General features: G+C 73.3%; 12 protein-coding genes. 3 read left to right on the top strand and 9 right to left on the bottom strand.

Annotated elements, in window-relative coordinates; genetic code table 11:
- From E1J50_RS20850 to E1J50_RS20845, 3 genes are all read right to left on the bottom strand, one after another.
- The coding region (locus tag E1J50_RS20850; RefSeq protein WP_245516678.1) for a PHP domain-containing protein at positions 1 to 896 on the bottom strand (896 nt) is incomplete at its 3' end.
- On the bottom strand, positions 893 to 2641 hold the full coding sequence (locus tag E1J50_RS28205) for a Y-family DNA polymerase (protein WP_245516677.1): 1749 nt from the start codon (positions 2639 to 2641) through the stop codon (positions 893 to 895). The genes E1J50_RS28205 and E1J50_RS20850, both read right to left, overlap by 4 nt.
- A complete protein-coding gene (locus E1J50_RS20845; protein WP_245516676.1) occupies positions 2568 to 3374 on the bottom strand; it encodes an ImuA family protein in 807 nt (268 codons plus the stop codon). The genes E1J50_RS28205 and E1J50_RS20845 overlap by 74 nt, the downstream gene beginning before the upstream one ends.
- Before the next feature lie 248 nt (positions 3375 to 3622).
- On the opposite strand from E1J50_RS20845, the gene E1J50_RS20840 reads away from it, so the two are divergent.
- Positions 3623 to 4531, top strand: a complete 909-nt coding sequence (locus E1J50_RS20840) for a collagen-like domain-containing protein (protein WP_132255714.1) — start codon at positions 3623 to 3625, stop codon at positions 4529 to 4531.
- A gap of 3 nt (positions 4532 to 4534) precedes the next feature.
- On the opposite strand, the gene E1J50_RS20835 is transcribed toward E1J50_RS20840, so the two are convergent.
- Positions 4535 to 5752, bottom strand: a complete 1218-nt coding sequence (locus E1J50_RS20835) for a TIGR03862 family flavoprotein (protein WP_132255713.1) — start codon at positions 5750 to 5752, stop codon at positions 4535 to 4537.
- A gap of 224 nt (positions 5753 to 5976) precedes the next feature.
- Here E1J50_RS20835 and E1J50_RS20830 point away from each other — a divergent pair, with 224 nt between their 5' ends.
- Positions 5977 to 6999, top strand: coding sequence for a TerC family protein (locus E1J50_RS20830; RefSeq protein ID WP_132255712.1), 1023 nt, complete (start codon positions 5977 to 5979; stop codon positions 6997 to 6999).
- Positions 7000 to 7008: 9 nt separating this feature from the next.
- Here E1J50_RS20830 and E1J50_RS20825 read toward each other — a convergent pair whose 3' ends face one another.
- The 3 genes from E1J50_RS20825 to E1J50_RS20815 form a co-directional block, all read right to left on the bottom strand.
- Positions 7009 to 7761 (bottom strand): N-acetylmuramoyl-L-alanine amidase, encoded by a 753-nt coding sequence (locus tag E1J50_RS20825; protein WP_132255711.1) that lies wholly within the window; start codon positions 7759 to 7761, stop codon positions 7009 to 7011.
- Entirely contained in the window at positions 7758 to 8483 is a 726-nt protein-coding gene (locus tag E1J50_RS20820; protein ID WP_132255710.1) for a TerB family tellurite resistance protein, read from the bottom strand. The genes E1J50_RS20825 and E1J50_RS20820 overlap by 4 nt, the downstream gene beginning before the upstream one ends.
- A gap of 192 nt (positions 8484 to 8675) precedes the next feature.
- The gene (locus tag E1J50_RS20815; RefSeq protein WP_132255709.1) at positions 8676 to 8945 is read right to left on the bottom strand and encodes a glycine zipper domain-containing protein; all 270 of its coding nucleotides are present in this window, start codon (positions 8943 to 8945) and stop codon (positions 8676 to 8678) included.
- A 217-nt stretch (positions 8946 to 9162) separates the two neighbouring features.
- Here E1J50_RS20815 and E1J50_RS20810 point away from each other — a divergent pair, with 217 nt between their 5' ends.
- Positions 9163 to 9798 carry an urease accessory protein UreE gene (locus E1J50_RS20810; RefSeq protein ID WP_132255708.1) on the top strand — a complete coding sequence of 212 codons (636 nt, stop codon included), beginning with the start codon at positions 9163 to 9165 and terminating at the stop codon, positions 9796 to 9798.
- Between the two features lie 12 nt (positions 9799 to 9810).
- Here E1J50_RS20810 and E1J50_RS20805 read toward each other — a convergent pair whose 3' ends face one another.
- Positions 9811 to 10233 (bottom strand): hypothetical protein, encoded by a 423-nt coding sequence (locus E1J50_RS20805; protein WP_132255707.1) that lies wholly within the window; start codon positions 10231 to 10233, stop codon positions 9811 to 9813.
- A 199-nt stretch (positions 10234 to 10432) separates the two neighbouring features.
- On the bottom strand, positions 10433 to 11257 hold the full coding sequence (locus E1J50_RS28200) for a hypothetical protein (protein ID WP_245516675.1): 825 nt from the start codon (positions 11255 to 11257) through the stop codon (positions 10433 to 10435).
- Positions 11258 to 11739: the final 482 nt, after the last annotated feature.

Here is an 11739-nt window from a genome sequence, read left to right as displayed (position 1 = left end):
GCGCGCTCGAAGGTCTTCTCCTCGAGATATTCCTGCGCCGTCCGGCCCGGCGGCACCGGCTCGTCGGGATACTCGTAGGTCAGCTGGCTAAGGGAGAAGTCGCAGGCTTCCACGATCTCGAGCGTGCGCGCGAGCGCCTGCGGGTGGTCGGCGAAGAGGCGGGCCATCTCGTGGGCCGGCTTCAGGTGCCGCTCGGCGTTGGCCTCCAGGCGGTAGCCGGCCTCGCCGATCCGGCAGCCCTCGCGGATGCAGGTCACCACGTCCTGGAGCGGGCGCCGGTCCGGGTGGTGGTAGAGCGCGTCCGAGACCGCGACGAGCGGCGCGCCGAGACGCTCGCCGAGCTCGGCCAAGAGCCCGAGGCGGCGCCGTTCGTCGCCGCGCCGGGCATGGCTGCCGCCGAGATAGGTCCGGCCCGGCGCAGCGGCCGCGAGCGCCTCGAGATGGGCGGCGAAGCCCTTGCCCGGCGTGAGGCGCCGCCCCGGCGGCATCGCGATGAAGATCTGGCCCTCGGCCGCCTCCAGCATCTCGGCGAAGCCGAACCGGCACTCGCCCTTGCGCGCGCGCCGGTTGCCGGCTGAGAGCAGCCGGCAGAGCCGGCCATAGGCCGCCCGGTCCATCGGGTAGGTGACGGCCTCGAAGCCCTCCTCGCTGATGAGGCGCACGCCCGGCAGGAAGCGGATCTTCCACCGCTCCTCCTCGTCCGGGTCCCGCGGGTTCGCGGGCTTCACCCGGGCGGCCGCGTGGGCGCGCACAAGCCCCGACACCGTGTTGCGGTCGGCGATGCCGATGGCCGAGAGCCCGTAGGCCATCGCCTGTTCCACGTATTCCTGCGGGTGCGAGGCGCCGCGCAGGAAGGAGAAGTTCGTGGCGACGGCGAGTTCCGCGTAGGCGCTCACGCGAACAGCCCGTGCACGAACCAGCCCGCCGGCTCGCCGGGGGCGTGGGCACCGTCCCGGTAGAGCCAGAGCCGGCGCCCGGATTCGCACTCGACCACGTAGTAGTCGCGGGTCTTGTCCGGGCTGCCCTTGCCGAGACCCCGCCACCATTCGGGCGCGATCCGCTCCGGCCCCTCCGCATGGGCGACCCGGTGCAGCCGCCGCCGCCAGCGGAACCGCTCCGGCGGTCCTTCCGGCGCCAGCGCGATCACCTCCTCGGCCGCCTCGCTGCGCTCGAACAGGACGAGGGGGCGCGGGCGCAGGCCCTCCTCCGGGCCGGGCCAGTGCAGGACGACGCGGGTGACGGGCTCGGGATCCCCATGCCCGCTTGAGCGCGGCGGAAGGATGGACCGGACGGCGCGCCGCGCCCCCTCTTCCGTTCGGGAGAGGGGTGGGGTGAGGGGTGCGGCCTCTCCGGAGACGTCGCACCCCTCACCGGGTGCGCTGGCGCGGACTCGAGCTCTCCCGTTCGGGAGAGGGGTCCCGCCTGCCCTCACGGCTCCCCAGGGCACCAGCACGTCCGCCCGCTCCGGGAGGTGGCTCTCGCGCACCTCCAGGCGGATCACCCGGCGGCCGAGGCGCTGGCCGAGGGCGTCGGCGAGGCGGGCGAGCGCGGTGGTCTCGGGCTCCGCGAGGCGGGCGAGCGCCCCCTGCCGCGCCGGCATCGCGCCCGTTCCCGTCACGTCGAGGCGCACGGTCTCGAAGCCGAAGCCCGCGTCGAGGTCGGGTCCGAGCCGGTCGAGGCGCAGGCGCAGCAGGCGGCCGACATGCTCCGGGCAGCGGGTCGGCTCGGCGAGACCGAGATCGAGGGCGCGCAGAGCGTCGTCGACCCGGTGCAGGGTGAGGCGCAGGGCGCAGGCCCCGAGCCCGTCCGCCTCGAGACGCGGCGCGATCTCCCCCATCAGCCGCTGCGCGGTCGCCACGATCGTCTCCTGCCGACCGATCGGTTCGAGGAAGCCGCGGGCCGCGCCGTAGCTGATCGCCTCGCCGAGCGGGGCGAGGGGTTCGGCACGCAAACCGAGCGCCTGATCGAGCCGGGTGAGCAGCGCCTCCCCGAAGCGGCGGGCGAGCGGCGCCCGGGCCGCGTCCGCCAGCGCCCCGATCCGGCGCAGGCCGAGGCGCTTCAGGGCTGCGACGGTCTCGGGTTCGAGCCGCAGCGCCTCGACGGGCAGCGCCCGCAGGGAGGCGGCATTCGCTCCCGGCGCCGCGATGGTGCCGTCCCGCCCGTGCCGGGCCAGCGCGAAGGCGGCGCCCGGCGTATCGGCCAGTGCGATGCAGGCGGGAATCGCGTGGGCGGAGAGGCGGCCTGCGAGGTCGGCCATCAGCCCCGCTTCGCCGCCGAGGAGGTGGCTCGCCCCCGCCACGTCGAGGAACAGGCCCTCGCCCCCCTCCGCCGCCCCGAAGGGTGCGACGAGGGGCGTGTAGCGCTGTGCCCAGAGGCAGAGCCGGAGGAGGGCTGCGGCGTCCGCCTCCGGATCGGCCGGGTGGACCCGCAGCGGCGTGCCGATCCGGGCCTGGACGCGGCCGAGCGGCTCGCCCGGACGCAGGCCGAGCGCGTGGGCGCGGGCATCGACCGCGGTGAGGCGCAGGCCGCCGGACCCCAGGGCGGCGACGGCCATCGGCAGCCCGTCGTCAGCCTCCCGCAAGGCGCGCCGCAGGCGGGTGACCGGCCAATGCGTCAGGCAGACCGAAACGATGCGCGGCATGATCCCACTCCAACAGCCACGTGCCCGGCCGCCCGTTGCGGCAGCGGTCGAGATGCGCCCGCCAGCGCGGGCCGGCGAGGCAGCCGAAGCGGTCTCGGGCTCCCCCGCCCGCGGCGATCCGCCAGCGGGTCGCCGCGCCGTTCGGCGCCTCGGCGCGGGCCGGGCGCAGGATCAGGAGGAGGGGCCCCGCGGCCTCGGCGGCGAGTTGCAGGCGCCGCCCCTGCTTCAGGGACAGGCCGTCCCCGACGAACCCGGCGAGCGCCGGGAGGCTGCCCGCCCGCAGCGCCTCCTCCAGGGCGAGGTAGACCTCCGCGTCGCTGCCCGCCTCCATGAGGAGGACGCGGCCCGGGTCGAGCCCGAGCCCGGCGAGGCCGTGGCCGTAGGGCGTCGGATGGCCGGGGGCGACGACGAGGAGGGCCTCGCCCGCAACTTGGTCGAGGCGGCGGGCGAGAAGGGCGAGGCCGAAGCCGAGGGCGCAGGGCTCGTCGCCCTCGACGAGGGGGGCGATCTCGTGGGGGCGGCCGAGGCCGAGGCCGCCGCCGGGGAGATGCGCGTCGACCGAGGCCAGGCCGAGGGGTAGGACATCGGAAACGCGTCTGCCCGAGCCCTCCGCCGCGACCCCGCGCAGGGCCGCGCGGGCCGCGGCGCGGCGGGCGGCTCTGTCGGGCGGCCCGGCCCCCGCTGGGCCTGCGGCGCACGCCCCTTCGTCCGGTTCCTCATGCGACCGCTCCATCCTGCCCGGCTCCGACCATGCGGCCACGATAGGAACAAAACAGGAACAAGCTCAACCGGTTTCCGGCGGCCGGCGTTTTTCCACGCCGGGCCAGGATGTTGCCCTGTGGAGAGGTGTGGATGGTTGTGGATTCGGCTCCGCTCGAAGCTCGGCCGGAGGCCCGGGAGAGAGGGTTGACCGCTGCGCGCGGGGGGCTGCAATGTCCCCCGCCCGCCCGAACGGGGCGCGGATCATTCGGGGGAACGTCCATGCGCCTCGCTCGCGTCGCTACGGCCCTGGCGGGCCTGCTTCCGCTCGCCTGCACGCCGCCAGCCCTCGCCCAGCAGCCGGAGGGGCCGGCCGCCCAGGCCGCGCCTGCCGCGCCTGCCCGTCCGGGGCGCGCCGCCCGGCGGCCCCAGGCCCCCAGCCAGCCCATCATGGTCTACGACGCCCGCATCGAGGCGGGGGACCTGCGCATCTCCGGTTCCGTGCGCAAGGGCGGCACGGTGGTGGTGATGGACGAGGACATCTCGGTGATGGCCGACCGTCGCGGCCGCTTCGTCTTCCGGCTGCCTCACCGGCCGCCGACCTGCGTGGCGACCCTCAAGGCGGAGGAGGACGAGCGCGAGGTGGTGGTGGCGAACTGCGCCCCCGAAGGGCCTGCCGGCCCGCAGGGCGAGCCGGGTCCGACGGGGCCGCAGGGCATGGCGGGGCTGCAGGGGCCTGCCGGCCCCAAGGGAGAATCAGGCCCCAAGGGAGAATCAGGCCCCAAGGGTGAGGCCGGCCCCAAGGGTGAGGTCGGAGCGAAGGGCGAGACGGGTCCCAAGGGCGAGCCGGGCGCGCGCGGCGAGGCCGGCCCGAAGGGGGAGGCGGGCCTGCGCGGGGAGCCGGGGCCTCAGGGCGTGCCCGGTCAGCCGGGACCGGCCGGTCCCCGCGGCGAACCGGGGGCCGCAGCCTCGACGGCCAGCACCTCCGCCCCCGCGCCGTTCCGGGCCGTGCGCGCGGAATCCTGCCCGCCCGAGGGCTGCAAGCTCGCCTGCGAGGAGGGGGAGGTCGTCGTCTCGGCCTATTGCCTGAAGGGCGGCAGCCCGGTCTTCACGCCCCTCGCCGGCGGCACGGCGGGCGCGACCTGCCCATCCGAGGCCGCCGGCATGGTCGGCTTCTGCGCGAGGCTGTGAGGCTCACGCCTCCCGCAGCCAGTCGAGCATCCCGGCCGCCGCGGCCCGCCCGCTCGCGAAGGCGCCCTGCAGGAGGTAGCCGCCGGTCGGGGCCTCCCAATCGAGCATCTCGCCGGCGACGAACAGGCCGGGCCTCGCCCGCAGCATGAAGCGCCCGTCGAGGGCCGAGGCCTCGATGCCGCCGGCCGTCGAGATGGCCCGCTCGATCGGCCGCATCGCGGTGAGCCGCAGGGGGGCGGACTTGATCAGCGCGGCGAGATCCGGCGCAGCCGCGGGCAGGGCGGTGCCGGCCGCCTCCCGCAGAAGCCCGGCCGCGACGGGGGAGAGACCCGCCGCCTTGCGCAGGCGCGTCGCGATGGACTGGCCCGGTCGCCCCGCCCCGAGGCGGGCGGTGAGCGCCGCCTCGATCAGGTCCGGCCGCAGGTCGAGGACGAGGCGGGCCTCGCCCCGCGTCCGGATCGCCTCCCGCAGGACCCGCGACAGGGCGTAGACGGCGCCGCCCTCGATGCCCTCGGCGGTGATCACGGCCTCCCCCCGCACCCTCTCGCCCTCGGCGTGGAGGGCGACACGCTTCAGGGGCTCGCCCGCGAAACGCGCCCGGAAGATCTCGGACCACGCCACCGTGAAGCCCGCATTGGCCGGCCGCAGCTCCGAGACGGGCACGCCGATCCCTTCGAGGAGCGGCACCCAGGCCCCGTCCGAGCCGAGGCGCGGCCAGCTCGCCCCGCCGAGCGCCAGCAGGGCGGCCCGGGGATGCAGGGCGAGGGGACCCTCCGGCGCCTCGAAGGCGAGGCCGCCATCCGACAGGCCCACCAGCCGGTGCCGGGTCCGGATCGTCACGCCGAGGCGGGCGAGCCGGGAAAGCCACGCCCGCAGCAGCGGCGAGGCCTTGAAGCTTCTCGGGAACACCCGTCCGCTCGACCCGACGAAGGTCTCCTCGCCGAGCGCCTCGCACCACGCCCTGAGGGAATCGGGCGGGAAGTCGCCGATCGCCTGCCCGAGGCTGCCGGGCGGATGGTAGCGCGCGAGGAAGGTGGGCAGATTCTCGCTGTGGGTGAGGTTGAGCCCGCCCCGCCCCGCGATCAGAAGCTTGCGCCCGACCGAGGGCATCCGGTCGTAGACCGTGACGGCCTGCCCGGCCTCCGCCAGTACCTCGGCCGCCGCGAGCCCCGCCGGCCCGCCGCCGACGATCGCGAGTGTCTGATCCGCTCGGGTGTCCATGGGATGGGGAAGGGTCCGGGAGGCCGCGCTGTCAACCGCTATCGCGGGCGAGGGCCGCTCCGGAACGGCCGAGCTGTCGGCAGGGCGAGGCGCCCTTGATTCACCCCCGTCCCGTCCCCAACTCGCGGGGATCGGCTGCGGGCCCCTCTGGCGGGACGCATTCTTGATGCTTCCGTGATGTCGGAGCCGATGCTCTCCCTCAAGAAGCATCGCGGGTCCGGCGGATGGTCGATTTCCTGTACATCGTGTGGCTCGGCAAGCCGGTCTGGATGTGGCTGGGCTTCCACGCCCTGATCCTCGGGCTTCTCGCCTTCGACCTCGGCCTCCTCCATCGCGACAAGAACCACGAGATCGGCGTCAAGGAGAGCCTGGGCCTCACCGCCTTCTATCTCACCCTGGGCCTGATCTTCGGCGGCTGGGTCTGGTGGTATTTCGGCCCGCAGGCGGGCCAGGAATACGTGGCCGGCCTCGTCGTCGAGAAGTCGCTGTCGATGGACAACGTCTTCGTGATCGCGGTCATCCTGTCGGCCCTCGGCATCCCGCGCGCCGCCCAGCACCGGGTGCTGGTCTGGGGCATCCTGGCCGCGATCCTGCTGCGCGGCCTGATGATCGGGCTCGGCGCCGCCCTCGTGCATCAGGCGGCCTGGGTGCTCTCGCTGTTCGCGGCCTTCCTGATCTATGCCGGCCTCAAGATGCTCTTCTCGAACGAGGAGGACGAGGGCGACGTGCAGGACAACGCCGCCGTGCGCTGGCTGCGCAAGCGCCTTCGCATCACGCCCGAACTGCACGGCCAGCGCTTCGTGGTGCGGCAGCCTCACCCGCAGAGCGGCAAGCCGGTCCTGTGGCTGACCCCGCTCGCCCTCGCCCTCGTCCTCGTCAACGGCGCCGACGTGATCTTCGCCGTCGACAGCGTGCCGGCGATCTTCGCCATCACCACCGACACCTTCGTGGTCTACACCTCGAACATCTTCGCGATCCTCGGCCTTCGCGCCCTCTACTTCGCCCTCGCCGCGATGGTGGAGCGCTTCGCCTACCTGAAGACCGCGCTCGCCTTCATCCTGATCTTCATCGGCGCCAAGATCGTCGTGGCCGACACGTTCGAGCTGATCGAGATCCCGCCGTGGGTGTCGCTCGTCGTGACGCTGGTCCTGCTCTTCGCCGGCATCGCCTACAGCCTCTGGCGCACCCGCGGCGAGGCGAAGGCGGAGGATGTCGGGGGCGAGGCCGAGATCCGCGGCCGGGCCTGAGCCCGGCCCCTATCCCGGCAGCGCCGCGATCAGGTCGCGCAGGGTCGTGATGGTCGAGGCGTCGGCGACGCCGTCCACCCGCGCCTGCCGGAAATGGCGCTGGAAGGCGGTCACCACCGCCTGGGTGCGGGCGTCGAACAGGCCCGTCACGGGCAGGTCGTAGCCGTAGAGGCCGAGCATCGCCTGCAGCGCCTCGATCGGCTGGCCGGCATCGCCCCGCGCGAAGAAGCGCCCGTCCCGGATCGGGGCCGCCGGCACGTGGTGGCCGAGCCCGGCCCGGGCGAGCCGGTCCCAGGGGAACACCTCGCCCGGATCCTCCTTGCGCTCCGGCGCCACGTCCGAATGGGCGAGGACGCGCTCGGGCGGGATGCGCCAGCGCGCGGCGATGTCGCGCCCCAGCGCGATCACGGCCTCGATCTGCGCGTCCGGATAGGGCGGCAGGCCGCCGACATGGCCCGGATGGGCGATCTCGATGCCGATGGAGCGCGAATTGACGTCGCGCTCCCCCTTCCAGGCGGCGGCGCCCGCGTGCCAGGCGCGGCGGCCCTCCGGCACCATCTGGACCGCGCGCCCGTCCTCGAACACGAAGTAATGGGCCGAGACCTCGGCCACGGGGTTGGCGAGGCGCTGCAGCGCGGCGCTCGCCGTCTCCATGCCGGTATAGTGCAGGATCAGCAGGTCGGGCGGGGCTCCCTGCCGCTCGCCGTGGTTCGGTGAGGGCACGACCCCCGTCGCGACCGGGCTCTCGGGAGACGGCTTCACCGCAGGCCCCGCTCGGCCGCGATCCGGTCGTAGGCGGCGTTGATGGCGGCGAGCCGGCGGTTGGCGATCGCGACCGCCTCGGGCGGCAGGCCGCGGGCGATGGCCCGGTCCGGGTGGTACTCGGCCACGAGCTGGCGGTGGCGCGCCTTGAGGGCGGCATCGTCCACGGCCTCGTCGAGCCCGAGGACGAGGTAGGCATCCCCCGCGAGCGCCACGTGCCGGGCCGCGATGCGCCGGAACTCGTCCGAGCCGAGGCCGAAGATCTCGGCCACGGCGCGCAGGTATCGCTCCTCCGCCTCGTGCAGGGCGCCGTCCGCCTTGGCGATGTGGAACAGCCCGTCGAGCACGTCCTCGAGCAGCGCCGGCTCCTCGCGGAAGGCGGAGGCCATCTGCCGGGCATAGGCTTCGAAGCCGCTCGTCGTCGCCTTGGCGAGGTCGAACAGGCGCTCGACGCCCGCCCGCGCCTCGGGAGCGACCTGCACGACCTTGCCGAAGGCCTCGACCTCGGAGGGCGTCACCACGCCGTCGGACTTCGCCATCTTGGCAGCGAGCGCCACGAGGCCCGTGGTGAAGACGACGTCGCGCGGCGTCGTGCCGAACAGCGCGCCCTCCCGGTCGACGAGGAAGTGGCCGGCGACGCCGCCGACCAGCGCGCCGAGCGGGCCGCCGATCGCCATGCCGAGCCCGACGCCGCCGAGCTTGCCCCAGATGCCCGAGGTCATCGGCGGGACCGCCGCGGAGGGGAGGGGGCTGGATCGTCGCGGAGGGGAAGGGTCATCGGAGGGCGCGGTGCGGGTTCGGCGTCGCCGGCGGAAGGCCGGCGCTCGGATGCCGCCCGGGATAGCCGCTCCCGCGACCACGAAAAAGGGCCGGAGCGCGGCTCCGGCCCTCGGCGTGGATTCGATGCGGTGCGATCAGCGGCAGTACACGTTGCCGTAGGCGTCGCGGTAGGTGCCGTAGGGGCATTGCGGGGCAGTGGCCGCACCCACGATCGCGCCGCTCGCGCCGCCGATCGCCGCACCGGCGAGCGCGCCGCCCGCGCGGCCCGTCGCGGCGCCGCCGATTGCAGCGCCCGCGAGCGCGCCGAGGCCGGCGCCGCCGAGGGCGCGGTCCTGCGGGGTGTTGCAAGCTCCGACCGAGAGGGCGAGCGTGCCGGCCAGTGCGGCCGCAACGATCTTCTTCATGAACGGGGTCTCCCTTGTGCCGTCTATTGGTCCAGCATTTCGCCGTGGTGCGGGCCGAGCTTAGCCATTATGAGCGGTGAATGCACGCCACACGGTCAAGGTTCCTGCGAAGGCCTGGATCGCACCGAAGAATCTTCCCTTCCTGCCGGCCCGTGCCGACATGAGGGGGCGTGAGGGGGCCGCGCGTGTCCCGGCCCTGATGAGAGACGAGGATTCCATGCTGCGAGCCACCACCATCGTCCGCAAGGCGGCGGTCCGCCCCGAGCAGATCGCCGACGCCGTCACCCTCGACCATGCCGGCCGCGGCCGGAGCGAGGGGGCGCTGACGGCCGAGGGCGGCCTCGCCTTCAGCCTCGCCCTGACGAAGGCCGGAACACTCGAGGACGGCGACGCCCTGCGCCTGGAGGACGGCCGCCTGATCCAGGTGCGGGCAGCGGGCGAGGCGCTCCTCGCGGTGCGGGCCGAGAACCCGGCCCGCCTGCTGCGGCTCGCCTGGCAGCTCGGCGGCAGCCACGTGCCGGCCGAGATCGGCGCGGACATCCTCTACGTGCCGGCCTCCCCCGCCAACGCGGAGCTGATCCGGGGCCAGGGCTGCGCCGCCGAGGCCGTCACCCGCGCCTTCCGGCCCGAGCGCGCGGCCCACGACCACAGCACCTGCGGCCACGATCACCATCACGAGCACGCGCACCATCACGAGCATGCCCACCACGACCACGCGCACGAACCCGCGCATGCTCACGATCAGGGCCACCACCACGATCACGGGCACGCCCACGATCACGCCCACGATCATGCCGGGCACGAGCACGCCCACAGCCATGGGCCGGGCTGCGGCTGCGGGCACGATCACTGATCGGGAGCGCCCTCAGCGATAGCCGCTCTTCGGGCGCTGCCCGCCCGTTCGCGACGGCGACGTCTCGGCCGGCCCGGACATCGCCATCCCGGAGGTGGCCATGCGGCCTTCGAACCCGTCGAAGCCGCCGCCATGGCCGAAGCTCCTGTAGGAGGCCCGCGGGGCCGCCTTCTCCGGGCGGAGGTCAAGCGGGGGCGCCGTCTCCGGAGCGGGTTGCCGGAGCGGCCGCCGGGGCAGGGCCGGCGCCGCCCTCGCCGATGCGGACGGGACCGGGCTCGGCTCGCCGGTTTCGGGCTGCCCGTCGTCGAGCCGGATCCGATAGCCCATCGTCAGGTAGCAGCCGTCCGGATCCTGTTTCGGGAATCCCTTCCACGAGGCGTCCCGGCCGTAGGTCTGCCGGAACGGCTTGCTGTGCCAGTAACGAACCTCACGCATGAATGCCCTCGTCGGCGCCCCTGACCGTTTCTAGGCCGTCGCTCCGGGAGCGCAACACCGCCCGCCTCTCGCGGCGGGGACGAAGCCGCCGTCGCGAGGCGGCGCAGAGGCAGGGGACGAGCGCGAGGAACCCGCCACGGCGAGGGAAGGGGAGCCGGGCGGGTTCACGGTCAGGCGGAAGCCCGGATCGGGTGCCGGCTCAGACGTCGATGATGCCGTCGTTGAAGAACGCGCGGCCCTCGTTCACGCCGTAGGTGAGGTAATGCCCCAGCGGATTGATGCCGGCCGCCGCGACGTCCGGGTTGGCGGCGAGGTAGGCGCTGGTGTCGAACTGTGCCGACGGATCCCGGCCCTCCTTCCAACCGTACTGGAGGTAGTGTTCGAGCGGATTGATGCCGGCAGCCGCCACGTCGCCATAGGCTGCGAGGTAGCCCTTGGTGTCGAAGAACAGGTTCGGATCCCGGCCTTCCTTCCAACCGAACGCCGCGTAATGCGCCTCCGGATCAAGGCCGGCGGCCGCCACGTCGAGGTTCTGGCTGAGGTAATGCAAGTCGTCGACCAGCTGGTTGCCGTCCCCCTGATTGACGGTGACGTCCGAGAAACGGAACGTCTCGACTTCGGCGCTCTGAACGTACAGGTCCGGATTGTCGAGGGCGCCGCGGAAGATCGTCGTCCCAGCACCCGCAGAGAAGATGCTGTAGTTGCTGATCGAGCCATCGAGCACGAGGGTATCCGTGCCCGCGTCCGCGTCGTACTGGAAGGCGCCGCTGTGCAGGATCAGTGTGTCGTTGCCGGCGCCGGCAAGGAAGTTGCCGGCACCTAAGGTCGCCTCCGTCGTGTCGTTTCCGCTGCCGGCGACGATGTCGACACGGTTCAGATCGTTCTGAGTCCCGAGGACGAAGAACCGATCGTTGCCTCCGTTGCCGTAGACCAGAGACGAGTCTTCTCCGAAAGGATTCGATCCTTCTTGCGACGCAGGATTAAAGGTCTCCGATGCGGACGTTCCGCGCGTGATTGCAACCACTGCACATCTCCATAGATCTTGATCTTTGCAGACCGCAATCTGCAGCTTTCAGGTGTTTTTGTGCAGGACGTCCGTGCAACTCACAGTTAGATACATGCAATTTATACGTGTCAAGCGTCGACCGTAAAGAATTCGAGGTTGCCGATTTCGACGCGCGCCAGGGCCATTGCAGCAGACCGTAGGTGGCACGACTGACCGCTGCCGGCATCCTTCACTTGGATGACGCGGGCGAAAACGCTGGCCGCGAATCCGGGATCAGGATCTTGGGACGAAGGCCGTCGTGCCGCAGCGGTCACCGCGGGGCCTGACCGCGGGCGCTTCGCGCGACGCGCCCGAGCGGAAGCGGGCGCGCGCGGGCAGATTGCCCGGCGGGAGCCCGCTCGCCGCGGGCCTCAGAGCCGGTAGCGCTCGGCGAGCGCGATCAGGGCCTGGGCGAGCTCGGTGAGGTTGGCCGAGGCCGCCTCCACCTCGCGCGTGCCCGC

The organism is Methylobacterium segetis, from assembly GCF_004348265.1.
Taxonomy (GTDB): domain Bacteria; phylum Pseudomonadota; class Alphaproteobacteria; order Rhizobiales; family Beijerinckiaceae; genus Methylobacterium; species Methylobacterium segetis.
This window is presented reverse-complemented; position numbering and strand designations above follow the sequence as displayed.